Below are 25,867 nucleotides of genomic sequence, written 5' to 3' on the forward strand. Positions count from 1 at the left end.
CGTGACGCTCGTCGATCTCAGCCGGCCCGTCACGAGCGGGATGCCCGTCTACCCCGGCGACCCCGAGGTGCGGATCGACGAGGCGCTCGACATCGAGACGGACGGCGTGGCCGTCGCGTCGCTGCGGATGGGATCGCACACCGGCACGCACCTCGATGCCCCGTCGCACTCGATTGCGGGCGGCAGGACCGTGGACCGGATCCCGCTCGATCTGCTCTGCGGCGAGGCGCGGGTGCTCCGGGCGTCGTCGGTCGGCCCCGGGGAGGGGATCGTCGCCGACCATCTGGACGCGCCGCTCCCGGCGGAGCTGCCCCGCATCGTCCTGCTCGGAACGGGGTGGGATCGCGCCTTCGGCACCCCGGAGGCGCTGCAGCACCCCCACCTGGCGGTCGAGTTCGCGCGGCGGCTCTGGGACCGCGGGGCCCGGGTGCTCGGTGTCGACACGTTCAGCCCGGACCCGACGGATCCGGCGGCGACCGCGATGCCGGTCCACGAGTTCTGGCTCGGGGGCGACGGGGTCATCGTCGAGAACCTCACCGGGCTCCTGGCCCTGCCGGACCGCGTGGAGGCCGCCCTGCTCCCGCTGCGCCTGGCGGGCGTCGACGGATCGCCCGTGCGGGCCGTAGCCAGGATCGCCCAGGAACCCCTCTGGCGACGGAATCCGTCGCACATTCGCACCGATACGAACGATACGAACAGCTCGAACGCCGAATTCGCACGCATTCGGGATGTAGTGCGAACGAGCGAGGTGTGGGAGACTGGCAGCACCCAGCACACGACGAAGTCACGAGGAGTGAGTCATACATGGGCAAGTACGCCGTGATCAACCCGGCCACGGGCGAAACCGTCGCCGAGTACCCCGGGGCCACCGACGAGCAGATCGAAGAGGCCATCGCCTCCGCGCACCGCGCCTACCGGGAATGGGCTCGCAAGACGACGCTCGCCGAACGAGCCGCGCTGGCGCAGAAGGCCGCGGACCTGATGATCGAGCGCAAGGAGGAGCTCGGGGCCATCATCAACCGCGAGATGGGCAAGCCCCTCGATCAGGCGGTCGGCGAGGCGGAGTTCTCGGGTGAGATCACCGCGGCATTCGCGAAGAACGCCGAGACCTGGCTCGCCGACGAGGAGCTGCAGGTCGAGGACGGCCTGCGCACCTTCATCCGCAAGCAGGGCATCGGCCCGATCCTCGGCATCATGCCCTGGAACTACCCCTACTACCAGGTCGCGCGCTTCGCGTCGCCGAACCTGATCCTCGGCAACACGATCGTGCTCAAGCACGCCGAGCAGTGCCCAGAGTCGGCGCTCGCGCTCGAGAAGATCTACCGCGACGCCGGCTTCCCCGAGGGCGCGTACGTGAACGTGTTCGCGTCGCACGACCAGATCTCGACCATCATCGCCGACGATCGCATCCAGGGCGTCTCGCTCACCGGCTCGGAGCGCGCCGGCGCGATCATCGCCGAGCAGGCCGGCAAGCACCTCAAGAAGTGCGTGCTCGAGCTCGGCGGATCCGATCCGTTCATCGTGCTCGACACCGCCAACATCGACCACGCGGTCGAGCAGGCCGTGGGCGGCCGCATGGAGAACACCGGCCAGGCGTGCAACGGCTCGAAGCGTATCATCGTGCTCGACCAGTACTTCGACGAGTTCGCCGAGAAGTTCAAGGCGGCGATCGGCGGCCAGTCGTACGAGAACGGCGACTTCGGCCCGCTGTCCTCCGCGAAGGCGACCGAGACGCTCGCCTCGCAGGTGCAGGGCGCCCTGGACCAGGGCGCCGAGGTGCTCGTCGGTGACAGCTCCCCCGAGGGCAACCGGTTCACACCGACCGTGATCACCGGCGTCACTCCGGAGATGGACGTGTACAGCCAGGAGCTGTTCGGCCCCGTCGCCCAGCTCTACCGGGTATCGAGCGAGGAGGAGGCGATCGAGCTCGCCAACTCGTCGCCCTACGGCCTGGGCTCGGTCGTGATCTGCGACGACCTCGAGCGCGCGGAGAGCGTGGGCGATCGCCTCGACGTGGGCATGGTGTTCATCGGGGCCGCGGGCCTCGAGGGCGCCGACGTGCCGTTCGGCGGCGTGAAGAAGTCGGGCTACGGCCGCGAGCTGGGCAAGGGCGGCATGGAGGAGTTCGCCAACAAGAAGCTCTTCCGCTTCGCCGGCTAGGCTCGGCCCGTCTGCGCAGGGGTCGGGGTCCTTCGGGGCCCCGACCCCGTTGCGTTCCCGCTCACCCGCTATGTTTACTAAGTGGCATCCGGCAGAACAGCAGCGACGAATCAGGAGCACGCGGTGGACGCACCCCTCGATGAGGACCCTCGCACCTCCCTCTCCCGGGCCCGCAAGGTCGCGTTCGCGGCGCTCGCCGGCACCGCGATGGAGTGGTACGACTACTACCTGTTCGGCCTCGCGGCCGCGCTGGTCTTCAACCGCCTCTACTTCACGACGCTCGATCCGCGCGCGGCCTCGCTCGCGGCGTTCGCGACGTTCGGGGTCGGCTTCGTCGCCCGCCCGCTCGGCGCGGTGCTGTTCGGCAGCATCGGCGACCGCGTCGGCCGCAGGCCGGCGCTGATCCTGAGCGTCGCGCTCATCGGCGTGGCGACCGCGTGCATGGGCGTGCTCCCCGACTTCACCGCGATCGGCATCGCCGCCCCCGTCTTCCTCGTGCTGCTGCGCCTCGTCCAGGGCGTCGCCGTCGGGGGCGAGTGGAGCGGCGCCATGACCATCGCCGTCGAGCACGCACCGCCGGAGCACCGCAGCCGGCTCGCCTCGCTCGTGCAGCTCTCGTCCCCCGTCGCGACACTGCTGTCGAGCGGCGCCTTCACGCTCGTGCTCATGCTGCCGCCCGAGTCGTTCGACGCCTGGGGCTGGCGGCTGCCGTTCCTCGCCGCGCTGCCCATGCTCGGCGTGGCCGTCTTCATGCGGATCCGGATCGACGAGTCGCCGGAGTTCCGCGAGGTCGCGCGGGAGGGCGCCCGCACCCGGGTGCCGTTCGCTGCCGTCTTCCGGCGCGCCCCGGGGCGGCTCGGCATCGCGATCCTCATCTCGATGCTCGGCGTCGGCGGCTTCTACTTCATGAACACGTTCCTCGTGAACTTCGGTGCGAACGAGCGCGGCTTCGACCGGCAGCTCATGGTGAACGCGACGCTCGTCGCCGCCGTGGTGCAGGCCGGGGTGACGCTGTGGTCGGGGCGGCTGGCCGAGCGCTTCGGTCCCGGCCGGGTGACGCTGTGGGGCGGGCTCGCGACGGCCGTCGTCGCGTTCCCGGTGTTCTGGCTCGTGGATTCCCAGCAGCCGGCGGCAGCGGTGCTCGCGGTGTGCCTGGGGCTGTCGGCGGTGATCCTCGCCTACGGGACGGCCGGCTCGGCCCTCGCCGGGCTCTTCCCGACGGAGCTGCGCTACTCAGGGGTGAGCCTCGGCTACAACCTGGCTGCGGTCGTCGGGGGCTTCCTTCCGCTCGCGGCGCAGGCCTCGCTCGGAGCATCGGGCGGAGCCTCATGGGGGCCGGCAGCCCTCTTCGCCCTGTTCGGGCTGGCCACCGCCCTCGGCGGAGCGCTCGCCCACCGCGTCTCACGCTCCCCCGACGCCTGAGAGACATCGTCGTCCGAGGTCGTCCTCAGCGATCGGCGACTGAGATCGTCGCCTGAGATCGACTCGTGAGCGATCGACGGCTGAGACATCTCTCTCCGACCCTCGAGGTGCAGTTGAGGCTCCGCATCCGAAGATGCAGAGCCTCGACTGCGCACTCGAAGCCTGGCCCGGCGCCCCGCGAGGGAGCGCTACCAGCGCGGCTTGCGCTTCCCGCCCTGGGGGCCGCGGTCGCCGCCCCGGCCCCCGCGGTCGTCGCGCCCGCCACGGTCGTCCCGGCCCCCGCGGCCCCCGCGGTCCTGGTAGCCGCCGCGATCGCCGCGCCCGCCGCGGTCGTCGCGGTTCCACGAGCCGCCGCGATCCGAGCCGCCGGAGCGGTACCCGCGATCGCCGCGGTCCTCCCAGCGGCCACCGCGGTCCTCGCGCCCACCGCGGTCGTCGTACCGCCCGCGGTCTCCCCCGCGGGTGTCGCGGTCCCAGCCCCCGCGGGATCCGCCACGGTGATCCCGATCGCTCCGGCCGTCCCGGTCGCCCCGGCCATCCCGGTCGCCGCGGTAGGAGCCGCGCCCGCGATCCTCCCAGCCCTTGCCGCGCGGTGCGGGGCCGGCGTCGACGCGCAGTTCGATCGGCTTGCCGCCGATGCGCGTGTTCGCGAGCCGGTCGAGTGCGTCCGCCGGCAGATTCGCCGGGAGCTCGACCAGCGAGAAGTCCTCGCGCACCTGGATGCGACCGAAGTCGTCCCGGCCGAGGCCGCCCTCGTTGGCGATCGCGCCCACGATCTGGCCCGGCTGCACCCGCTGCCTACGACCCACCTCGATGCGGTACATGGTGAGGTCGTCCCGGCGCTCACCGCGCGGGCGACGCTCGCCGCGCTCACCGCGCTCGCCCCGGTCGCCGCGGTCGCCCCGGTCGCGCGACCCATCCTCGAGGAAGCGGGCGGCCTGCGCACGGTCCCGCTCGAACTTGCGGTCGTCCTCCTCCGAGAGCAGCAGCGGGGTGTCGCCCTGCGAGACGACGGCGAGCGCCGCTGCGACGTCGTTCTCGGGCACGTTGTGGTGCTCGACGTAGTGGGCGATGATGTCGCGGAAACGGTCGATGCGCGCGGTCTCGGCGAGCGCCGCCGTGATGGCGTCGTCGAAGCGCGACAGCCGGGTGGCGTTCACCTCGTCGACGCTGGGCAGCGGCATCTGCGTGAGGGGCTGCTTGGTGGCCTTCTCGATCGCCTTCAGCAGGCGGCGCTCGCGGGGCGTGACGAAGCTGATGGCGTCTCCCGTGCGGCCGGCGCGACCCGTGCGGCCGATGCGGTGCACGTACGACTCGGTGTCGATGGGCAGATCGAAGTTCACGACGTGGCTGATACGCTCGACGTCGAGACCTCGGGCAGCCACGTCCGTCGCGACGAGGATGTCCAGCTTGCCGTCCTTCAGCGCCTGCACGGTGCGCTCGCGCTGCGCCTGCTGCACGTCGCCGTTGATCGCCGCAGCCGAGTAGCCGCGCGCGCGGAGCTTCTCGGCGACCTGCTCGGTGTCGTTCCGGGTGCGGGTGAAGACGATGAGCCCGTCGAAGTCCTCGACCTCGAGGATGCGGGTGAGCGCGTCGAGCTTCTGCGTGTACGAGACCACGACGTAGCGCTGCGTGATGTTCGAGGAGGTCTGGGTCTTCCCCGCGATCTTCACCTCGCGCGGGTCGTTCAGGTACTGCTGCGAGATGCGCCGGATCTGCGCGGGCATCGTCGCGGAGAAGAGCGCGACCTGCTTCTCGGCCGGGGTGTCGGCGAGGATCGTCTCGACGTCCTCGGCGAAGCCCATCTTCAGCATCTCGTCGGCCTCGTCGAGCACGAGGTACTTGATCTGGGAGAGGTCGAGCGATCCGCGCTCCATGTGGTCCATGATGCGCCCGGGGGTGCCCACCACGACATCGACGCCTCGGCGCAGCGCGGAGAGCTGCTGCCCGTACGCCTGGCCGCCGTAGACGGGCAGCAGGTGCACCTGCGGCAGGTGGGAGGCGTAGCTCTCGAACGCCTCGCACACCTGCAGGGCGAGCTCACGGGTCGGCGCGAGCACGAGCGCCTGCGGCACCCCCTGCCCGGGCTCGATGCGCGAGAGGATCGGCAGCGCGAACGCCGCGGTCTTTCCGGTGCCGGTCTGCGCGAGGCCGACGACGTCGCGCCCCTCGAGCAGGGTGGGGATGGTGGCCGCCTGGATCGCCGAGGGGGTCTCGTAGCCCACCTCGGTGATGGCGCGCAGCACCTCGGGGCCGAGGCCCAGATCGGAGAAGGTGACGCGCTCCTGCTCGGGGGCGGCGTCGGAAGCGGTGTCGGTGTCGGTCGCGGCGCTGTCGCCCGCGGGGGCGGAGTTCGGCTGGGTCTCAGCCCGCTCCTCGGTCGCGGGGGCCTCGGCGGCGGGTTCGTCGGCCGAAGCGGGCGCGGGGTTCTCGGAAGAGGTCATCATACTAGTCTACGACGGATCGGGCCGCATCACGACCCCGAGCGCCGCGACACGCCGCGGGCCGCGCCCTTCCCGCCGCCGGGGAGGCGTCCGCGCTTCCCCGCTCCGATCGGCTACCGGGGGATCTCCTCCGTGACGACGGGAGCCGCCGAGGTGAGCGTCCCCGAGCGGTGCGGCAGGAACAGGCCGGCGACGAAGACCCCGACGAGGACGGCGCCCCACACGATCGCCTCGACGGTTCCGCCGACGAGGAACGGAAAGTTCCAGACGGAGATGCCGAGCACCAGCAGCAGGCCGATCCCCCCGAGCACCGCCGAGACGACCACGCGGATGGACGGCGCACCGGAGGAGGCGCCCGAGGAAGCAGCGGAGGACGCACCGCCGTGCTTCGCCCCGTACGCGCCGTGCTTCGCTCCGTACGCGACGACGGCGAAACTGGTCAGGGCCATCATCCAGATGACGCCCACCGCCCCGGCGCCGGAGTACCACGTGTAGATCTGGAGCACCGGATCCAGCTGGGCCAGGGCCGAGACCAGCACGACGAGGGACGTCGCGGCGCTCACCCACAGCGACGATCGCGACGGCGCCCGGTGCCGGGCGTGCACCTCCGCGAGGCTCGCCGGCAGCACGCCGCGCTGCCCGAGGGTGAACAGGTAGCGGGTGACGATGTTGTGGAAGGCGAGCATGCAGGCGAACATGCTCGTCACCACGAGCACCTGCACGACGTCGGCGACGATGGGCGCGACGACCTGGCCGGCCAGCGCGATGACCACCCGGTCGGGGTGCTCGGTCGACGCGGCGACCGCGTCGTCGGCGCCGAGGCCGGCGATCACGAGCCAGGAGGAGACGAAGTAGAGCGCGCCGATCGAGACGACGGCGATGTAGGTGGCCCGGGGCACGGTGCGTTCGGGATCGCGGGCCTCGTTGCGGAACACCGCGGTCGCCTCGAAGCCGAAGAACCCGAGGAAGGCGAAGAGCAGGCCCAGGCCGGGCGTTCCCGAGAGCGCCTCCGCGGGGTCGAAGGGTCGGGTCGTCAGCTCTCGACCCGAGAAGAGGACCCCCAGGTCGATCACGAGCACCGCGACGACCTCCAGCACGAGCACCGCGCCGAGGACCTTGGCGGAGAGCTCGATGTGGCGATAGCCGAGCAGCCCCACGACGAGCAGCATCAGTGCCGAGATCAGCCACCACGGCAGCTGCGCGCCCGTCCAGAGCTCGATCAGGTTGCCGGCCTGCACCCCGAGGTAGCAGGTCATCGAGACCGTGAGCAGCGCGTAGGAGAGCAGCGCGATCGCAGCGGTCCCGAGACCGGCGCGCCTGCCGAGGCCCCGATGCACGTAGGAGTAGAACGCGCCGGCGTCGGGAACGCGAGGGGTCATCCAGGCGTAGCCGACCGAGAACAGCAGCAGGATCACCGTCGCCGCGAGCACCATCAGGGGCGCTCCGACCGAGCCGGAGACGCCGATGATGATCGGGAAGTTCGCGGCGACGACGGTGATGGGCGCCGCGGCGGCGATCACCATGAGGACGATGCCGGGCACGCCGAGCGTTCGATTCAGTTGGGTGTCCAAGGTCATTCCTTAGTCGGGAGCTGCCCGGTGCGATGTCGGCGCCCCGCGCGGGGCGCCCGGGACGATGTCGACGGGCGGTGCGATGTCGGCGGACGAGGGGCGCTACTCCCCCACCCGCCAGTCGATCGGCTCGGCGCCCTGCTGCTCGAGCGCGGCGTTCGCCCGGCTGAACGGGCGCGAACCGAAGAATCCCCGGGACGCGGAGAGCGGCGAGGGGTGCGGGCTCTCCACGACGGGGACGTCGCCGAGCATCGGCTTCAGCGACCGCGCGTCGCTGCCCCACAGGATCGCCACCAGCGGCCCGCCGCGCGCGACGAGCGAGCGGATCGCGTGCTCGGTGAACGCCTCCCAGCCCTTGCCGCGGTGCGAGGCCGGCGCCCCCGCGCGCACCGTGAGCACCCGGTTCAGGAGCATGACCCCGTGGTCGGCCCACGCGTTGAGATCGCCGTGCGGGGCGGGCTCGATCCCGAGGTCGTCGCGCAGCTCCCTGTAGATGTTCTGCAGGCTGCGCGGGATCGGCCTGACCTCCGGCGAGGTGGCGAACGAGAGCCCGATGGGGTGCCCGGGGGTGGGGTAGGGATCCTGTCCCACGATGAGCACCCGCACCTCGCGCAGGGGCCGCTGGAACGCGGCGAGGATACGGTCGCCGGCCGGGAGCACGCGCGCGCCCGAGGCCCGCTCGGCGTTGAGGAAGCTCCCCAGCTCGGCCAGCCGGTCGGCCATCGGCATCAGCGCCTCCGCCCAATCGGATGCGATGTACCCCTTCTCGGCGAGCTCCCGAGGGTTCATCCCCATGTCGTCCTCCTCACATCACCCGCGACGCGTCCGTGCGGCGGTCCATCATCCATTCTGCCGTGCCGCGCGGCGCCCGACGTTACGTCGGGTGTCGCGCGGCGTTGTGCCGTCGCCGCGCCTTCCGTAGTCTCTCTGCAGCGGCCACCGCCTCGAGCCCGCCGCGTGACCTTCTCCCATCGCCCACACCCTCCGAGGAGCCTCCCATGACCGAACAGCGGACCTGGCAGTTCGAGACCCAGCAGATCCATAGCGGGCAGCAGCCCGATCCGGCCACCGGATCGAGGGCGCTGCCGATCCACCAGACGACCTCGTTCGTCTTCGACGACACGACCCAGGCCGCCAACCGCTTCGCCCTGACCGAGCTGGGGCCCATCTACACCCGCATCACGAACCCGACCCAGGCCGTCGCAGAGGAGCGCATCGCCGCGCTCGAGGGGGGCACCGGCGCCCTCCTGCTGTCGAGCGGCCAGGCGGCGTCGACCTTCGCGGTCCTCAACATCGCCAACGCCGGCGACCACATCGTGTCCTCCAGCTCGATCTACGGCGGCACCTACAACCTCTTCAAGTACTCCCTCGCGAAGCTGGGCATCGAGGTCACCTTCGTCGACGACCAGGACGATCCCGCCGCCTGGCAGCGCGCGGTGCGGCCCAACACCAAGCTCTTCTTCGCCGAGAGCATCGCCAACCCCCGGGTGAACATCCTCGACATCGAGCGGGTCTCCGAGGTCGCGCACGAGAACGGCGTCCCGCTGATCGTCGACAACACCGTGGCGAGCCCCTACCTGATCCGTCCGCTCGAGCACGGCGCCGACATCGTGCTGCACTCGGTCACCAAGTTCCTCGGCGGCCACGGCACGACCCTCGGCGGCGTGATCGTCGACGGCGGCAGGTTCGAGTGGTCGAAGCACGTCGACCGCTTCCCCGGCCTCACGGAGCCCGACCCCTCCTACAACGGCGTCAGCTACACGGGCGCCGTCGGCGACGGAATCGCCTACATCATCAAGGCGCGCGTGCAACTGCTGCGCGATCTCGGATCCTCCATCGCGCCGCTCAGCGCGTGGCTGCTGCTCCAGGGCATCGAGACGCTCTCGCTGCGCATCGAGCGCCACGTGCAGAACGCCCAGGAGATCGCCGAGTGGCTCGACGCGCACGACGACGTCGCGAACGTCTACTACGCGGGGCTGCCGTCGAGCCCCTGGTACGCGGCCGCGAACAGGTACGCGCCGAAGGGCGTGGGCGCCATCGTGTCGTTCGAGCTCAAGGGCGGGGTCGGCGCGGGCAAGGCCCTGGTCGAGAACGTGGAGCTGTTCAGCCACGTCGCGAACATCGGCGACGTGCGCAGCCTCATCATCCACCCGGCCTCGACGACCCACTCGCAGCTCACCCCCGAGCAGCAGCTCAGCGGCGGTGTCACGCCCGGTCTCGTCAGGCTGTCGGTCGGACTCGAGCACATCGACGACATCAAGGCCGACCTCGAGCGCGGCTTCGCGGCGGCTCGCGCGGTGGTCGCCGAGGCGGCGACCACCGCGTAGGGCCTGGCACCGTCGGAGGTCGTCAGTAGGTGCTGCCAATCGGCGCGCGAGGCGGCATCTACTGACGACCTCCGGATCACGGGGAGCCGCGGCGGACGGAGGCGCGGACAGAAGGGAGCACCATGGACTGGCAGACGCCCGAGGACTCGTTTCCGACCGACTTCATCACGGATGCGCAGCTGCGAGCGCTCATCGGCCGTCCCCCGATCTCGGGCGGCTGGCGGGACGGGGATCCGGTCGGCGAGCGGCGCTTCGCCGCGATCGGCGAGCTGACGACGGAGGCGGGCGCCACGCTTCCGAACGTGAGGATCGCCTACGAGACCTTCGGGGAGCTGAACGACCGGCGCGACAACGCGATCCTCGTCTTCCACGCCCTGACCGGGGACAGCCACCTCGTGGGTCCGGCGGGCCCGGGGCACCCGACCGATGGCTGGTGGGCGGAGATCGTGGGGCCCGGCAAGCCTCTCGACACGGACCGGTACTGCGTGATCGCGCCGAACGTGCTGGGCGGCTGCCAGGGGTCCACGGGCCCGGGTTCCCTCGACCCGGCGGGCCGCGAGTGGGGCGGCCGATTCCCCTATCTCACCATCCGGGATCAGGCCGCCGCCGCGGCCCGCTTCGCCGATCAGCTCGGCGTCGAGCGCTTCGCCGCCGTCGTGGGCGGGTCGATGGGCGGCATGCACGCCCTGGAGTGGGCGATCGCCCAGCCCGGTCGCGCCGAGCGCCTCGCCGTCATCGCCGCGCCGCCCGTCACGACCGCCGACCAGATCGGGCTCAACCTGGTGCAACTCGAGGCGATCCGCTCCGACCCGTTCTACCGCGGGGGCAACTACTACGACGCCCCCGACGGCGTCGGGCCGCACCACGGGCTCGCCACCGCCCGCCGTCTCGCCCTGCTGAACTATCGCAGCAACACCGAACTCGACGACCGCTTCGGCCGCGCCTGGCAGTCCGCCGTGAGCCCGCTCGGCGACGGGGGCCGGTTCGCCGTCGAGTCCTACCTCGACTTCCACGGCAACAAGTTCACCCGCAGGTTCGACGCCAACAGCTACGTCACACTCGTGCAGGCGATGAACTCGCACGACGTCGGACGCGGCCGGGGCGGCGTGCGTGCGGCTCTCTCGACGCTCGAGCTGCCGACGCTCGTGCTCGGGATCCCGAGCGACCGCCTCTTCACGATCGAGGGGCAGGACGAGATCGCGCTGCATACGCCGGGCAGCCTCGACGGCGACCGCGCGACGCGGATCGACTCCCCGTTCGGCCACGACTCGTTCCTGATCGAGGCGGGCCTCGTCGGCGCCCAGCTGAACCGCCTGCTCGCCGTCTGAGCGCTCGTGCGTCGGCGGGGCCGTCCCGTGCTGCCAGCCCGCTCCCACTTTGCGGCAATAGGCTCGCCTGAGGCCGCAGACGCGGATGAGAGGGGGCCGAAGTGGCAGTTGTGCGCGTTCGTCGTTCGATGCGGGCCATCGCCATCGGCGTGACCGTCGCGACCGCGCCGCTCTGCATCGTCTCGTGCGCCTCGGCGAGCACCGAGGGCGAGGCGCAGGGCGCCGAGCTCCGGGCGGCCGCGGGCTCCGACGTGCTCGCCATGCCGGCCGAGACGGTGTACGAGGTCACCTCGGTCACGCTCACGGACCCGACCGCCGCGCAGCTCGGCGACGTCGACCTCTCGCAGCTGCAGAGCGACGGCTCCCTGGTGCTGAACGACGGCATCATCACGGAGGCCTCGCTCTCCTTCACCCTCGCGAACAGCCCGGCCGTCTCATTCGTGCTGACCGAGCCGCTCGTGCTCCGCAAGAACGAGGGCTTCGACCAGGCGATCAACGCCACGGGCACCCTCGTGGTCGACGGCGTCGAGCGCCCCGGCACGCCCGTCGAGCTGGTCCCCCGCTTCGAGGATGACGGCCGCGCGGAGTTCGACGTCGAGTTCGACCTGCCCGAGAGCGTGCTCCCCCAACCTGACGACGGCATCGCGTTCAGCACCCCCTCCCAGGCCGAGGTCATCTCGGCGAGAGTCGAACTCGCCGCGCGCTGACCGCAGCGCCCCGCCGCCCCTCCCCACGGGGGCCGGGGCCGCGGCTACTCGTAGCGCTGCCGCTTCGTCGCGTCGTGGATCTCGCCCACGAGCTCCTCGATCACGTCCTCGAGGAACACCACGCCGAGCGTCCTGCCATCCGCGTCGTGCACCCTCGCCAGGTGGATGCCGCGGGCCTGCATGCGGGCCAGCACGTCCTCGAGCTCGGCGTCGGCGTGGATCGTCACCATGTCCCGGATCCGCTTGGGCGGGATCGGCTCGGCGATCCGCTCCTCCCCGAGGCGCAGCAGGTCCTTGATGTGCACGTAGCCGACCAGCCCGCCCTCGACGCCCGCGATCGGGTAGCGCGAGAAGCCGTGGCGCGCCACCGCGGCTTCGACGTCCTCGGGCGTCGCGCCCGGCGCCAGGACGATCAGCTGCTCGGAGGGGATCAGCAGATCGCGGGCGCGCTTCGTCGTGAACTCGAACGCCGCCGTGAGGGCGCCGCTGCGGTCCTCGAGCACGCCCTCCCGCGTGGAGTGGCTGACGATGCTCGCGACCTCCTCGAGCGTGAAGGTGCTGTTGGTCTCGGACTTCGGCTCGACCCCGAACATCCGCAGCGCGCCGTTCGCGACGGCGTTCAGCGCGGCGATGATGTGCCTCAGCAGCCGGGAGACAGCCACGAGCGGCGGCGCGAGCAGCAGCACCGCCTGATCCGGCATCGAGAACGCCGCGTTCTTCGGCACCATCTCCCCGAAGACGACGTGCAGATACGACACCAGCACCAGGGTCAGCACGAACGCCGTGATGCTCACGGCCTCCGGCGGCAGGCCGGTCCAGGCCAGCGGCCCCTCCATCAGATGGTGGATCGCGGGCTCGGAGACGTTCAGGATCAGCAGCGAGCAGACCGTGATGCCGAGCTGGCTGGTGGCGAGCATGAGCGTGGCGTGCTCCATGGCGTACAGCGCGGTCTTCGCGCGCTTCGACCCGGCCTCCGCCCGCGGCTCGATCTGGGAGCGGCGCGCCGAGATCACCGCGAACTCCGCGCCCACGAAGAAGGCGTTGGCCACCAGGAGCACGACGAGCCAGACGATTCCCATCCAGTCGCTCATTCCGCGCCTCCTTCCACCGCGGCCGCGTCATCGGGGATCGGAGCCCCCGTGTAGCGCAGCCGCGCGATGCGGCGGCCGTCCATCCGCTCCACCCGCAGCGTGCCGCCGTCGGAGAGCCCCACCTCGTCGCCGACCTCGGGGATCCTGCCCAGCTCGCGCAGCACGAAGCCCGCGATCGTGTCGTAGTCGTCGTCGTCGGGGATCTCGATGCCGGTCTGCTCCCGCAGCTCGTCGGGGCGCAGGTCGGCGGGCAGCGTCATCGCCTCGGCCGTGCCGACGACCCCGGCGCTCGCGCGGTCGTGCTCGTCGGCGACCTCGCCGACGATCTCCTCCACGAGATCCTCCAGCGTCACGATCCCCGCCGTGCCGCCGTACTCGTCGACGACGATGGCCAGTTGGAAGCCCGTGCCGCGCAGCTCGCCGAGCAGCTGATCGAGGCGCATGGTCTCGGGGACCCGCATCGCCTCCTCGGCGATCGCGGCGACGGGCACCTCTCCTCGCTTCGCCCGCGGCACCGACACGGCCTGCTTCACGTGGACGATGCCGACGACGTCGTCGCGGTCCTCGTCGATCACCGGGAAGCGGGAGAATCCGGTGCGTCCGGCGAGTTCGAGCACCGCCTGCGCGGGCTCGAGCTTCTGGATGCCCTCGATGCGCAGTCGCGGGGTCATGACGTCGCCCGCGGTGTGCTCCGAGAAGCGCAGCGTGCGATCGAGCAGGGTCGCCGTGTCGGCCTCGAGCAGCCCGGCGCTCGCCGAGTGCCGCACGAGCGAGGAGAGCTCCTCGGCGGTGCGGGCGCCCGACAGCTCCTCCTTGGGCTCGATGCCCATGGAGCGCAGCAGGCCGTTCGCGCTGCCGTTGAGCACGACGACGGCGGGCTTGAACGTCGTCGTGAAGGCGGCCTGCGCCGGCATCACGACCCTGGCGGTCGCCAGCGGCTTCGCCAGCGCGAAGTTCTTCGGCACGAGCTCGCCGACGATCATCGAGAACACCGTCGCGAGCGCCACCGCGATGGGGGCGCTGATGGCGCGACGCAGCCCCTCGGGGACGCCCAGCGCGCCGAGGGGCCCGTCGAGGTAGCCGCTGATCGCGGGCTCGAGGGTGTAGCCGGCGAGCAGCGTGGTGAGGGTGATGCCGAGCTGCGCGCTCGACAGGTGGGTCGACGTGCGCGAGAGGCCGCGGATGACGCGGTCGAGCCCGCGCTCCCCGGCCGCGCGCCTGCGCTCGAGATCCTGCCGGTCGAGGGCGACGAGGGAGAACTCGGCCGCGACGAAGATGCCGGTTCCGGCGGTGAGAAGGATGCCGATGACGAGGAGGAGCCAGTCGCTCACGGGCGGCCCCGCCCGGAGCGCCGCGCTCGCGCACGGCCGTCTGGTTCAGGTTGCCGCGCGTGAGCGCGGCAGATACTCGGAGGGTCTGACGGTCTTCGAGAGGGTACGTCCATGATTGCGACAACCTTACCAGCAGCGACTGCGAAAAGTGTCGTTCCCTGTGCACATTCCCCTCAGGAAAAGGCGTAGGCTTGTCCTCGAGCGCGCACAGGCGCGCTGGAGCTTCGAAGCGGAGGCCATGCGGCCTCCACCGAGACGCTCGAGCTGCAGAGGCCTTCGGGCCAGGGCCCGGCTGGGCGAGCGGCGCTCCTGATCTACCCCATCGCCGAACACGGCATGAATGAGAGGAAGTCGGATTGGCTGAGCGGACGGACGCCACCGGCAACGGTGGTTCCGCAGAAGATTTCGGCGCGAATGCGTGGCTCGTTGACGAGCTGTACAAGCAGTACGTGCAAGACAAGAACTCGGTGGACCGGTCCTGGTGGCCGGTGCTCGAGCGCTACAAGAACGGATCGGGATCCCAGCCGGCACCGGGCGCCTCTCAGCCCGCGACGGGGGCCTCCCAGGCCGCCGCCCCCTCCGCGCCGGCCGCGTCGAACACCCCCGCCGCGCCGGCGACCTCCTCCGCCCCGGCGGCCCCGTCCTCCTCCGCTCCCTCCACGGACACCGCCTCGACCTCGACCCAGCCGGCGCGCACGACCAACGCCGCGCCGCGCGAGGCCCCGATCCCCGCCGACGCCCCCCGAGCCGCGCCCGCGACCGACGTGGTGCCCGCTCAGGAGGACGCCGTCACTCCGATGCGCGGCATGGCCCGCACGCTCTCGAAGAACATGGATCAGAGCCTCACGGTTCCGACCGCGACGAGCGTCCGCACGATCCCCGCGAAGCTCCTCATCGACAACCGCATCGTGATCAACAACCACCTGCGCCGCAGCCGCGGCGGCAAGGTGTCGTTCACGCACCTCATCGGCTGGGCGCTGATCCAGACGCTCAAGGACTTCCCGAGCCAGAACGTCGCCTACGCCGAGGTCGACGGCAAGCCGTCGGTCGTCGTGCCGGCCCACGTCGGTCTCGGCATCGCGATCGACGTCCCGAAGCCCGACGGCACGCGGTCCCTGCTCGTGCCCTCGATCAAGCGCGCCGAGACGCTCAACTTCAACGAGTACCTCGCGGCGTACGAGGACCTCGTGAAGCGCGCCCGCGACAACAAGCTCGGCGCGGCCGACTTCCAGGGCACCACGCTCTCCCTGACGAATCCCGGCGGCATCGGCACCGAGCACTCGGTGCCCCGCCTCATGCGCGGCCAGGGCTGCATCATCGGCGCGGGCGCCCTCGACTACCCGGCCGAGTTCCAGGGTGCCTCGCAGGAGGTGCTCACGAACCTCGGCATCGGCAAGACCATCACGCTCACGAGCACCTACGACCACCGCGTCATCCAGGGCGCCGGCTCGGGCGAGTTCCTGAAGATCGTGCACGAGCGCCTGACCGGCGGGCACCGCTTCTACGAGGAGATCTTCGCCGCGCTGCGCATCCCCTACAAGCCCGTGCAGTGGGCGCCCGACATCCACGTCGACATCTCGGGCGCGGTCGACAAGACGGCCCGCGTGCAGGAGCTCATCAACTCGTTCCGGGTCCGCGGCCACCTCATGGCCGACATCGACCCGCTGGAGTACGTGCAGCGCACCCACCCCGACCTCGAGATCGAGTCGCACGGCCTCACCTTCTGGGATCTCGACCGCGAGTTCGTGACCGGCGGCATCGGCGGCAAGCGCACGATGAAGCTGCGCGACATCCTCGGCGTGCTGCGCGACTCCTACTGCCGCAAGATCGGCATCGAGTACATGCACATCCAGGATCCCGAGCAGCGCAGGTGGCTGCGCGAGCAGCTCGAGGTGCCCTACGCGAAGCCCAGCCACGACGAGCAGATGCGGATCCTCGAAAAGCTCAACGAGGCCGAGGCGTTCGAGACCTTCCTGCAGACGAAGTACGTCGGGCAGAAGCGGTTCAGCCTCGAGGGCGGCGAATCGGTCATCCCCCTGCTCGACGCCATGCTCATCGACGCCGCCGAGGACGGGGTCGACAGCGTCGATATCGGTATGGCCCACCGCGGCCGGCTGAACGTGCTCTCCAACATCGCGGGCAAGACCTACGGGCAGATCTTCCGCGAGTTCGAGGGCCAGCAGGCCTCCCGCACGGGTTCCGGCGACGTCAAGTACCACCTCGGCACGACCGGCGTCTTCACCGCCCCCAACGGCACCCAGGTGCCAATCCACCTCGCGGCGAACCCCTCGCACCTCGAGACGGTCGACGGCGTGCTCGAGGGCATCGTGCGGGCGAAGCAGGATCTGAAGCCCATCGGCTCCTTCACGACCCTCCCGGTACTCATCCACGGAGACGCCGCGATGGCCGGGCAGGGCGTGGTCTACGAGACCCTGCAGATGGCGCAGCTGCGCGGGTACCGCACGGGCGGCACGCTGCACATCATCATCAACAACCAGGTGGGCTTCACCACGCTGCCCTCCGACTCGCGCTCGTCGGTCTACTCCTCCGACATCGGCAAGGTGACGCAGGCGCCGATCTTCCACGTGAACGGCGACGATCCCGAGTCGGTCGTGCGGGTCGCGCGCCTCGCGTACGAGTTCCGCCAGCGCTTCCACAAGGACGTCGTCATCGACCTCGTGTGCTACCGCCGCCGCGGTCACAACGAGGGCGACGACCCGTCGATGACCCAGCCGCTCATGACCGACCTCATCGAGGCGAAGCGGTCCACGAGGCGCCTCTACACGAGCTCGCTCGTCGGCCGCGGCGACATCACCGAGGAGGAGTACGAGAAGGCGAAGCAGGACTTCCAGGATCGGCTCGAACGGGCCTTCCAGGAGACGCACGCGGCGCAGACCGGGTCCATCCCGATCATCGACCAGAGCGGCATCGCCTCGCCGGCGCCCGCGGCGCCCGCGATCCTCTCGCTCGAGACGGCGGTGGATCGCGACGTCATCGAGCGCATCGGCGACGCGCACGGCAACAAGCCCGAGGGCTTCACCGTCCACCAGAAGCTGCAGCAGCTGCTGAACAAGCGCGTCCAGATGAGCCGCGAGGGCGGGATCGACTGGGGCTTCGGCGAACTGCTCGCCCTCGGCTCGCTGCTGATGGAGGGCACCGCCGTCCGCTTCGCGGGGCAGGACGCCCGCCGCGGCACCTTCGCGCAGCGGCACGCCGTGTTCCACGACCGCTCGAACGGCCAGGAGTGGCTGCCGCTGCTCAACCTCGCCGAGAACCAGGCCAGGTTCTGGATCTACGACTCGCTGCTCTCCGAGTACGCCGCGCTCGCCTTCGAGTACGGCTACTCGCTGCAGCGCGAGGACGCCCTCGTGCTGTGGGAGGCGCAGTTCGGGGACTTCGTGAACGGCGCGCAGAGCGTGGTCGACGAGTTCATCTCGTCGGCGGAGCAGAAGTGGGGCCAGCAGTCCTCCGTGGTCATGCTGCTGCCGCACGGCTACGAGGGCCAGGGGCCGGATCACTCCTCGGCGCGCATCGAGCGCTTCCTGCAGCTGTGCGCCGAGAACAACATGACGGTCACCCGCCCCTCCACACCGGCGAACTACTTCCACCTGCTGCGCCGCCAGGCCTACGCGCGGCCGCGCAAGCCGCTCATCGTGTTCACCCCGAAGTCGATGCTGCGCCTGCGCGGAGCCACCTCGAGCGTGGAGGACTTCACGACCGGCTCCTTCCAGCCCGTCATCGACGATCCCCGTCTCGAGTCGAAGGCCGACGCGCAGCGCGTGATCCTCACCTCCGGCAAGGTCTACTACGACCTGCTGCAGGCTCTCGACAAGAACCCCGATCCCCGGATCGCGCTGGTGCGCGTCGAGCAGTTCTACCCGATCCCGTCCATCGAGCTCGGGCGCGTGCTCGCCGGATACCGGAACGCGGAGCTCGTGTGGGTGCAGGACGAGCCGGAGAACCAGGGCGCCTGGCCGTTCATCGCGCTCGAGCTGTCGAAGCACCTGAAGAACGACCGCATCCGCGGCGTCTCGCGCCCGGCCTCCGCCGCTCCGTCCACGGGATCGGCCAAGGTCCACGCCGTCGAGCAGGAGGCGCTGATCGCCGAGGCGCTGCGCTTCGACGAGTAGCGTCGCCTCTCGGAGGATGAACGGGGGAGGGGCCCGGGCGGGGGGCCCCGGGCCGCCCCCCGTACCCCGGCGGCCGCCGCCGACCCCCGGTCGCCGCGGCGCGTGGGGGGTTTTCCGGGGGGGCGCGCGGGGCCGGGCCGCCCCGCCCCCTCCCCCGTTCCCGCGGCGGCCTCAGCCGACCTCGGTGCCCGCGAATCGCGACATCAGCTCCGCGAAGTCGTCGTGCTCCTCCCGGCGTTCGCGCGCGGCCCGCGCCTCCGGCGTGAAGTCCGCGGCCGTGGCGGCGATCGGCGGCGTCGCCGTCGAGCCGACCACCGGCGCCGCCGGTGAGGCGATCGCCGTCGATCCGGTCGCCGGATCGACCGCCGGCGAGCCGGCTACCGGGTCGACCGCCGGCGGGCCGGCCACCGGATCGACCGTCGGCACCGGCGCGAGACCGGCCCGCACCGCGTCCGCGAGCTCGCGCGCCACGCGTGCGGCGCGCTCCTCGATGCCGCTCCCCGCCGCGCCCGCGCCCCAGTCCTCGGTCGCGGCGAACACCCCCGTGGGCATCGGCAGCGCCCGCAGGTAGGAGAACAGCGGCCGCATCGCGTACTCGATGACGAGGGAGTGCCTGGCGCTGCCGCCCGTCGCCCCGAGCGCCACGGGGACGCCGCCGAGCGCGTCCACGCCGACGAGGTCGAAGAACGATTTGAAGAGCCCGGCGACCGATGCGTTGAAGACCGGCGAGACCGCGATGACCCCGTCGGCGTGCTCCAGGCTCGAGAGCGCCCCCGCGAGGCCGGGCTCGGCGAAGCCCGTGACCAGGTTGTTGGCGATCGGAACCGCGAGATCGCGCAGCTCGATCACCTCGGTCTCCGCCTGCACGCCGTGCGCGAGCAGCGCCCGTTCGGCATGCGCCACGACGCGATCGACGAGCAGACGGCTCGACGACGGGCTTCCGAGCCCTCCCGACACCGCCACCAGCCGAACCCGAGGCGCTTCGAGGGCCTGCACCTCCGTCATCTCGTTCCTCCTCCGTCGTCTCCCACCAGTTTCTCCGCCAGCGCGCGCAGTCGCCGCAGCTCCTCGGGATCGAGGCGCTCCGACATCGCCCGCGCCACGTCCTTGGCGTGCCCCGCTCCGATCCGCCGCTGCACCGCGAGACCGCTGTCGCTCAGACTCAGCAGTGCGCCCCGGCCGTCGCGCGGGTCGGGGCAGCGCAGCACCAGCCCCTCGCCCACCAGCTTGTCGACGAGACGGCTGAGCGACGGCTGCGAGATCATCAGCCGGTCCATGAGATCCCGCTGACGCACCCCCTCCTCGCCGGAGAGGCTGAGCTGGTAGAGCACGTCGTACTCCCGTGTCGACCGCCCCTGCCAGACCGGAGCCGCGGAGAACCGGCGGAAGAGCACGGTCTGCGCGCGGAACAGGGCCTCCCAAGCCTCCACGGCGAGGCGCTGCTCCTCCCTGCGCGACAGGGCCGCTCCCCCGCCCGCCGCCTCCACGGCGAGGCGCTGCTCCTCCCTGCGCGACAGGGCCGCTCCCCCGCCCGCCGCCTCCACGGCGAGGCGCTGCTCCTCCCTCATCGCGCCACCTCCGCGGGCTCCGGATCTGCGGCGGATCCCTCGCCTCCGGCGCGCGCGGCCGCGAGCCGGCTCGCGTGCGTCGGGGTCTCGGGCACGTCCGCCGGTCGTCCCTTCGCGAGCTCCTCGCGCAGCGTGGGCAGCACGTGCTCGCCGAAGAGGTCGAGCTGCTCGAGCACGGTCTTCAGCGGCAGGCCCGCGTGGTCGATGAGGAAGAGCTGACGCTGGTAGTCGCCCGCCCACTCCCGGAACGACAGGGTGCGGTCGATCACCTGCTGCGGGCTGCCCACGATCAGCGGGGTCTGCGCCATGAAGTCCTCGAGCGAGGGGCCGTGGCCGTAGACGGGGGCGTTGTCGAAGTACGGCCGGAACTCGTTCACCGCGTCCTGCGAGTTCTTGCGCATGAAGAACTGGCCGCCGAGGCCCACGATCGCCTGGTGCGCCTTGCCGTGTCCGTAGTGCTCGAAGCGCTCGCGGTAGATCGCGATGAGCCGCTGGAAGTGCTCCTTCGGCCAGAAGATGTTGTTGGCGAAGAAGCCGTCGCCGTAGTAGGCGGCCTGGTGCGCGATCTCGGGGCTGCGGATCGAGCCGTGCCAGACGAACGGCGGCAGCCCGTCGAGCGGGCGCGGCGTCGAGGTGAAGCCGTGCAGGGGCGTGCGGAACTTGCCCTCCCAGTCGACCGACTCCTCCTGCCAGAGCCGGCGCAGCAGCGCGTAGTTCTCGAACGCGAGCGGGATCCCCTGCCTGATGTCCTTCCCGAACCACGGGTAGACCGGGCCGGTGTTGCCCCGCCCCATCACGAGGTCGACGCGGCCGTCGGCGAGGTGCTGCAGCGTGGCGTAGTCCTCGGCGATCTTCACCGGGTCGTTCGTCGTGATGAGCGTCGTGGCGGTCGAGAGGGTGATCCGCTCGGTCTGCGCCGCGATGTATCCCAGGGTCGTCGTGGGAGACGACGGGAAGAAGGGCGGGTTGTGGTGCTCGCCCGTCGCGAAGACGTCCATGCCCACCTCCTCGACCTTCTTCGCGATGGCCACGTGGGCCTTGATCCGCTCGTGCTCCGTCTGCGTCACGCCCGTCGTCGGATCCGGGGTCAGATCCCCCACCGAGAACACTCCGAACTCCATGTGCATCGCCTCCTGCGCCTCCGCGCCCCGGCCGATCGACTCGGGATCGCTCCGCCGTCCGCACCGGACGGCCTCGTGTGAATGCCTCAACTATATCCGAATGAATCTTTTTAGTCAAACTTTCAAGCTTTTCTGCATGACTCGCCCGCGAGTGGATGGGTATGCCGCGAGCGGATGCCCGTCGTACCGCACAACAGGCGTCCGCTCGCGAGGCATGCATCCACTGGAGGAGGAAGGTGGGGCGGCGGGAGGGGACGGCGGGAGGGGACGGTGGGACGGCGGGGCGGGGGTCGGGGCGGGGGTCGGGGCGGGCGGGGGCGGGGGGACGGGGGGACGCGGGCAGGCGGGCGGCGGGGCGGGCAGGATCCGCCGGACGGTCCGGCCCAGTAGACTGGGCCGATCCCGATCAACGTCACGACACCGCGGAGAAGCACCAGTATGACCACGTGGAAGATGCCCATCGAAGGCCACGAGCAGGAACGGCTGTGGCTCGCCTGGCCCACGACCGGCTACACCCTCGGCGACACCGAGGCCGAGGCCGAGGAGGCCCGCCGCACCTGGGCCGCCGTCGCCAACGCGGCGAGCGAGCACGAGCCGGTGACCGTCGTGGTGCACCCGGGCGACGAGGGCATCGCGCGCACGTACCTCTCGGGGCAGATCGACATCGTGTCAGCTCCACTCAACGACGCCTGGATGCGCGACATCGGGCCGAGCTTCGTCATCGGCGACGACGGCCGGCTCGGGGCCGTGAACTTCGTGTTCAACGGCTGGGGCGGCCAGGACTGGGCCCGGTGGGACAACGACCAGCACATCGGGCGCTTCGTCGCCGAGGCCTCGGGTGCCGAGCTGATCGATTCCGAGATGGTGAACGAGGGCGGTGGCATCCAGGTCGACGGGGCCGGCCGCGTCGTGCTCACCGAGACGGTGCAGCTCGATCCGGGTCGCAATCCCGGCTGGACGAAGGAGCGGGTCGAGGCCGAGCTCGCCCGCACGATCGGCACCACGAGCGCACTGTGGCTGCCCCGCGGCCTCTTCCGCGACCACGACACCTTCGGCACGCGCGGGCACTCCGACATCCTCGCGGTGTTCCCGAGCCCCGACACCCTCCTCATGCACCGGCAGGACGCGGAGTCGCACCCCGACCACGCGATCGCCCGCGAGAACCGAGCCGTCGCCGAGCGCTACCTGACGGACACCTCCGCCGGCTTCGAGATCCTCGACCTGCCCGCCCCCGAGACCCTGCACGACGAGGAGGGCTTCGTCGACTACAGCTACATCAACCACGTCGTCATCAACGGCGCCGTGCTCGCCTGCGCCTTCGACGACCCCGCCGACGATCGCGCCCTCGGCGTGCTGCGCGAGGTGTACCCGGGTCGCGAGGTCATCGGGCTCGACGCCCGCCCCCTCTTCGCCCGGGGCGGCGGCATCCACTGCATCACCCAGCAGCAGCCGAAGACCGGCGTCTGACAGAGGATCCCAGGCCCCTCCCGGGCCCGGGGCCTAGGGTGGGCGCATGATCCGCGCACCGCTCCGAATCCCGCTCGCGCTGGCCGCGGTCGCGGCCGGCGCGAGCCTCGCCCTGACCGCGTGCAGTTCGGGCGAGGGGCCCGACGGCCCTGAGGGCTCCTGGGGCCGCCCCGACGCCCGGGAGCTGCCGTCGCTGGAGTTCGAGCCGGCCGACGCGGAGGGCGCCGAGCGCGCCGAGCGCGGCGACTACACCGGCACCGACGGCTGCAACCGCCTCGGCGGCGAGTACACCGTCGAGGGCGACCTCATCGACCTCGGCATGATGCGCTCGACGCTCATCTTCTGCGAGGGCGTCGACACCTGGCTCTCCCTGGCCCGAACCGCGAGGATCGAGCCGGGATCGCCGGCCACCATGACCTTCTACGACGAGAACGACGAGGAGATCGGCTCCCTCGAACGGACCGATTGAGGGCCGGGCACGGCGGAACACCGAGACATGTCGAGTACCGCAAAACGGCGAGGGCGGCGGGATCCGATGACCCCGCCGCCCTCGCCGTCTCCGCGGCTCCTACCAGAGCACCGCCAGGCAGACGTTGACGACCGACAGCCCGGCGATCGCGCCCAGCACGCCTCCCGAGACACTCGGCTTCTTGCGGTTCACGAGGACGAGCACGATGATGGCGAGCAGCACCACCGTCTTCACGCCGATCTTCGCGTTGTTCGGGGCGCCGCCGAGCGCGTAGAGCATGCCGACGAGCGCCAGCCCCGTCACGAGCAGCAGCAGGGAGCCGTGGAGAATCCCCTTGCTCACCTTCGCCGTGCCCGCCTTCACATTGGGCAGCTGGGCGAGCGCGCCGCCCATCACCACTCCGAAGCCGACGATGTGCAGTACGACGAGGACGCCCTTCAGAATCTCCATGTCTCCAGGGTATCCGGCGCCGGGTAACGAAACCCTGGTCGCCCGCGCCTTCGGCTCTTCTTCGCCGCAGCCGGCCGATCAGTCGAACGCGAGCGCGGTGACCGGCGACACCCTCACCGCGCGCCTCGACGGCACCGCGGCGGCGCCGAGCGCGAGCACCACCCCGAAGAGCACCACCCCGGCGAGGATCGGCCACGGGATCGCGGGCGCCACGAGCCCGACCTCGAAGCCCATGAGCGACTGTGCCGCGGCCCAGCCGTAGAAGACGCCGAGCAGCAGTCCGAACCCGAGCGCGGCGAAGGTCATCTGGACGCTCTCCGCGACGACCATGCCCCGCACCTGGTCCCCGGTGAAACCGAGCGCCCTGAGCAGGCCGAGCTCGCGGGTGCGCTGCAGCACGCCGAGCGAGAGCGTGTTGACCATGCCCACGGCCGCGATGACCGCAGAGAAGCCGACGAGACCCGTGAAGACCGCGGTCGTGATCGCGAGCGTCTCGCGGAACGTCGCCGCCATGTCCGGATCCTGCGCGAACGCCGACAGCACCATGTTCTCGTAGCTCGCCAGGGCGACCGCGAACATCGTGACGAGCGTCACCCCGATGACCAGCCCGATCGTCGCCCGCGAGCTCCGATCCGGGAAGCGCACCGCGTTCGCCGCGGCGAGACGGCCGACGGGCCCGCTCCCGAGCAGACGCCCGGCGAGGCCCAGCAGCGGAGGCATGACGAGGTGCGCGCCGAGAGCGATGCCGGTGAACGAGAAGAGCCCGCCGAGGAACGCGACGAAGAGCCCGAGCGGGGTGATGAGCCCCAGCAGGATCCCGAGCGCGAGCAGCGAGACGCCGATGATGATGATGAGGACGATCGCCCAGACGGTGCGCCCGCTGCGGCGCCTCGCCTCCTCCGGTCGGAGCTCCACGGCGGCTCCGGTCGCCTCGATGGGCGAGACCTTCCCCACGCGACGGGATCCCGACCAGGCGGCGGCCCACGTCGTGAGCACGACCACGGCGACGGCGACGATCACGAGCGGGGTGAACAGCGGGTAGTCACGCCCCTCGGGCAGCCAGCCGAGCGACGGGCCCCACGCGACGGCCGCGGCGCAGAGCCCCTCCGCGAGCACGAGTCCGATGACGGCGCCGATCGCGCCCATGACGAGCCCCTCGCCGGCGACTCCGGCGCGCACCCGGTTCGAGGTGGCTCCGACCAGCCGGAGCAGTGCGATCGTGCGCGTGCGCCCCGCGATGATGGTCGCGAAGGTGTTGGCCGTCACGATCGCTCCCACGTAGAGGGCGATGAGGATGAAGATCAGCGCCACCATCATGAGCACCAGGTAGAAGGTGCCCTGGCTCTCGACGAGGGCCGGGTCGATCGACGCGGTGAGGATCCCGGTGAACAGGATCAGGGTGACGGCGAACAGGCTCGACAGCGCCGAGACGACGACGGTGGCGGCGTGCTCGCGGAGGCCGGCCCTCATACCTCGGCCCCCGCGCTCGCCTCGAGGTTCAGCATGGCCTCGGAGATCCGCTCCGGAGTCATCGCGCCGTGATCGGCCACGATGCGCCCGTCGGCGAGGAACAGGGTACGATCGGCGTGGCTCGCCGCCACGGGATCGTGGGTGACCATCGCGATGCTCTGACCCGCGTCGACCACGGCCGCGCGCAGCAGCCCGAGCACCTCGCGCCCCGTCCGCGAGTCGAGCGCGCCCGTCGGCTCGTCGGCGAAGATGACGTCGGGCCGCGTCGCGAGCGCGCGGGCGATCGCCACGCGCTGCTGCTGGCCGCCGGACAGCTCGTGCGGTCGATGGGCGGTGCGCTCCGAGAGGCCGAGCGCGTGCACGAGCGAGTCGATGCGCTCGCGCTCCTGCGCGTTCGGCCCGCGCCCGTCGAGCTCGAACGGCAGCCGCAGGTTGCCGCGCACGTCGAGCGTGGGCACCAGGTTGAAGGCCTGGAATACGAAGCCGATCCGGCGCCGCCGCAGCTTGGTGAGTGCCGCATCGCCCAGGCCCGTGATCTCGTCGTCGCCCAGCCAGGCCCGCCCTTCGCTGGGCGTGTCGAGCCCGGCCATGACGTGCATGAGGGTGGACTTGCCGGATCCCGAGGGGCCCATGATCGCGGTGAACTGCCCGCGCCGGATCCCGATCGACACGTCGTCGAGGGCGGTGACGCGGTGCTCCCCGGCGCCGTAGTGCTTGCTGAGGTGTGTGACTCGGGCGACGAGGCCCATATCGCTCGGTTGAATCTCCATGCCTCGACGCTACGGCCGCGCCGCGGCGCGGCGCGTCGGCC

General features: G+C 71.2%; 20 protein-coding genes. 9 read left to right on the forward strand and 11 right to left on the reverse strand.

Annotated elements, in window-relative coordinates; translation table 11 throughout:
• The first annotated feature begins 1 nt into the window (after position 1).
• The 3 genes from JD276_RS11585 (at position 2) to JD276_RS11595 (ending at position 3,582) form a co-directional block, all read left to right on the forward strand.
• Positions 2 to 823 (forward strand): cyclase family protein, encoded by an 822-nt coding sequence (locus JD276_RS11585; RefSeq protein WP_200115815.1) that lies wholly within the window; start codon positions 2 to 4, stop codon positions 821 to 823.
• Positions 805 to 2,160 carry an NAD-dependent succinate-semialdehyde dehydrogenase gene (locus JD276_RS11590; RefSeq protein WP_200115816.1) on the forward strand — a complete coding sequence of 452 codons (1,356 nt, stop codon included), beginning with the start codon at positions 805 to 807 and terminating at the stop codon, positions 2,158 to 2,160. Before JD276_RS11585 ends, JD276_RS11590 begins: the two co-directional genes overlap by 19 nt.
• 123 nt (positions 2,161 to 2,283) lie before the next feature.
• Positions 2,284 to 3,582: an MFS transporter gene (locus tag JD276_RS11595; RefSeq protein ID WP_307866548.1), complete on the forward strand. Its 1,299-nt coding sequence runs from the start codon at positions 2,284 to 2,286 to the stop codon at positions 3,580 to 3,582.
• A gap of 188 nt (positions 3,583 to 3,770) precedes the next feature.
• Here JD276_RS11595 and JD276_RS11600 read toward each other — a convergent pair whose 3' ends face one another.
• From JD276_RS11600 to JD276_RS11610, 3 genes are all read right to left on the reverse strand, one after another.
• On the reverse strand, positions 3,771 to 6,026 hold the full coding sequence (locus JD276_RS11600) for a DEAD/DEAH box helicase (RefSeq protein WP_200115817.1): 2,256 nt from the start codon (positions 6,024 to 6,026) through the stop codon (positions 3,771 to 3,773).
• Positions 6,027 to 6,139: 113 nt separating this feature from the next.
• Positions 6,140 to 7,597: an APC family permease gene (locus JD276_RS11605; RefSeq protein ID WP_200115818.1), complete on the reverse strand. Its 1,458-nt coding sequence runs from the start codon at positions 7,595 to 7,597 to the stop codon at positions 6,140 to 6,142.
• A 102-nt stretch (positions 7,598 to 7,699) separates the two neighbouring features.
• The gene (locus tag JD276_RS11610; protein ID WP_200115819.1) at positions 7,700 to 8,392 is read right to left on the reverse strand and encodes a uracil-DNA glycosylase; all 693 of its coding nucleotides are present in this window, start codon (positions 8,390 to 8,392) and stop codon (positions 7,700 to 7,702) included.
• Between the two features lie 203 nt (positions 8,393 to 8,595).
• On the opposite strand from JD276_RS11610, the gene JD276_RS11615 reads away from it, so the two are divergent.
• The 3 genes from JD276_RS11615 (at position 8,596) to JD276_RS11625 (ending at position 11,959) form a co-directional block, all read left to right on the forward strand.
• Positions 8,596 to 9,924 carry a bifunctional o-acetylhomoserine/o-acetylserine sulfhydrylase gene (locus tag JD276_RS11615; protein WP_200115820.1) on the forward strand — a complete coding sequence of 443 codons (1,329 nt, stop codon included), beginning with the start codon at positions 8,596 to 8,598 and terminating at the stop codon, positions 9,922 to 9,924.
• A 122-nt stretch (positions 9,925 to 10,046) separates the two neighbouring features.
• On the forward strand, positions 10,047 to 11,252 hold the full coding sequence (gene metX, locus JD276_RS11620; protein ID WP_200115821.1) for a homoserine O-acetyltransferase MetX: 1,206 nt from the start codon (positions 10,047 to 10,049) through the stop codon (positions 11,250 to 11,252).
• 101 nt (positions 11,253 to 11,353) lie between these two features.
• A complete protein-coding gene (locus tag JD276_RS11625; protein ID WP_200115822.1) occupies positions 11,354 to 11,959 on the forward strand; it encodes a hypothetical protein in 606 nt (201 codons plus the stop codon).
• A 44-nt stretch (positions 11,960 to 12,003) separates the two neighbouring features.
• Here the strand turns inward: JD276_RS11625 and JD276_RS11630 are convergent, their stop codons facing one another.
• Positions 12,004 to 13,050 (reverse strand): hemolysin family protein, encoded by a 1,047-nt coding sequence (locus tag JD276_RS11630; RefSeq protein ID WP_200115823.1) that lies wholly within the window; start codon positions 13,048 to 13,050, stop codon positions 12,004 to 12,006.
• A complete protein-coding gene (locus tag JD276_RS11635; protein WP_200115824.1) occupies positions 13,047 to 14,381 on the reverse strand; it encodes a hemolysin family protein in 1,335 nt (444 codons plus the stop codon). Before JD276_RS11635 ends, JD276_RS11630 begins: the two co-directional genes overlap by 4 nt.
• Before the next feature lie 356 nt (positions 14,382 to 14,737).
• Here JD276_RS11635 and JD276_RS11640 point away from each other — a divergent pair, with 356 nt between their 5' ends.
• Positions 14,738 to 18,511, forward strand: coding sequence for a multifunctional oxoglutarate decarboxylase/oxoglutarate dehydrogenase thiamine pyrophosphate-binding subunit/dihydrolipoyllysine-residue succinyltransferase subunit (locus tag JD276_RS11640; protein ID WP_200115825.1), 3,774 nt, complete (start codon positions 14,738 to 14,740; stop codon positions 18,509 to 18,511).
• Between the two features lie 171 nt (positions 18,512 to 18,682).
• Here the strand turns inward: JD276_RS11640 and JD276_RS11645 are convergent, their stop codons facing one another.
• From JD276_RS11645 to JD276_RS11655, 3 genes are read right to left on the reverse strand one after another with little or no spacing between them, the layout of a single operon-like run.
• The gene (locus JD276_RS11645; protein ID WP_200115826.1) at positions 18,683 to 19,516 is read right to left on the reverse strand and encodes a CE1759 family FMN reductase; all 834 of its coding nucleotides are present in this window, start codon (positions 19,514 to 19,516) and stop codon (positions 18,683 to 18,685) included.
• The gene (locus JD276_RS11650; RefSeq protein WP_200115827.1) at positions 19,513 to 20,079 is read right to left on the reverse strand and encodes a MarR family winged helix-turn-helix transcriptional regulator; all 567 of its coding nucleotides are present in this window, start codon (positions 20,077 to 20,079) and stop codon (positions 19,513 to 19,515) included. Before JD276_RS11650 ends, JD276_RS11645 begins: the two co-directional genes overlap by 4 nt.
• Positions 20,076 to 21,200 carry an LLM class flavin-dependent oxidoreductase gene (locus tag JD276_RS11655; protein WP_200115828.1) on the reverse strand — a complete coding sequence of 375 codons (1,125 nt, stop codon included), beginning with the start codon at positions 21,198 to 21,200 and terminating at the stop codon, positions 20,076 to 20,078. Before JD276_RS11655 ends, JD276_RS11650 begins: the two co-directional genes overlap by 4 nt.
• A gap of 438 nt (positions 21,201 to 21,638) precedes the next feature.
• On the opposite strand from JD276_RS11655, the gene JD276_RS11660 reads away from it, so the two are divergent.
• Together JD276_RS11660 and JD276_RS11665 are read left to right on the forward strand one after the other, a co-directional pair.
• Positions 21,639 to 22,667, forward strand: a complete 1,029-nt coding sequence (locus JD276_RS11660) for an agmatine deiminase family protein (RefSeq protein WP_200115829.1) — start codon at positions 21,639 to 21,641, stop codon at positions 22,665 to 22,667.
• A 46-nt stretch (positions 22,668 to 22,713) separates the two neighbouring features.
• Positions 22,714 to 23,136, forward strand: a complete 423-nt coding sequence (locus tag JD276_RS11665) for an META domain-containing protein (RefSeq protein WP_200115830.1) — start codon at positions 22,714 to 22,716, stop codon at positions 23,134 to 23,136.
• A gap of 99 nt (positions 23,137 to 23,235) precedes the next feature.
• On the opposite strand, the gene JD276_RS11670 is transcribed toward JD276_RS11665, so the two are convergent.
• The 3 genes from JD276_RS11670 to JD276_RS11680 form a co-directional block, all read right to left on the reverse strand.
• The gene (locus JD276_RS11670) at positions 23,236 to 23,586 is read right to left on the reverse strand and encodes a hypothetical protein (RefSeq protein ID WP_200115831.1); all 351 of its coding nucleotides are present in this window, start codon (positions 23,584 to 23,586) and stop codon (positions 23,236 to 23,238) included.
• Positions 23,587 to 23,664: 78 nt separating this feature from the next.
• On the reverse strand, positions 23,665 to 25,056 hold the full coding sequence (locus JD276_RS11675; protein WP_200115832.1) for an ABC transporter permease: 1,392 nt from the start codon (positions 25,054 to 25,056) through the stop codon (positions 23,665 to 23,667).
• Positions 25,053 to 25,826: an ABC transporter ATP-binding protein gene (locus JD276_RS11680; protein ID WP_200115833.1), complete on the reverse strand. Its 774-nt coding sequence runs from the start codon at positions 25,824 to 25,826 to the stop codon at positions 25,053 to 25,055. Before JD276_RS11680 ends, JD276_RS11675 begins: the two co-directional genes overlap by 4 nt.
• Between the last annotated feature and the right edge of the window lie 41 nt (positions 25,827 to 25,867).

The sequence above is a fragment of the Leucobacter chromiisoli genome (assembly GCF_016522505.1).
GTDB lineage: Bacteria > Actinomycetota > Actinomycetes > Actinomycetales > Microbacteriaceae > Leucobacter > Leucobacter chromiisoli.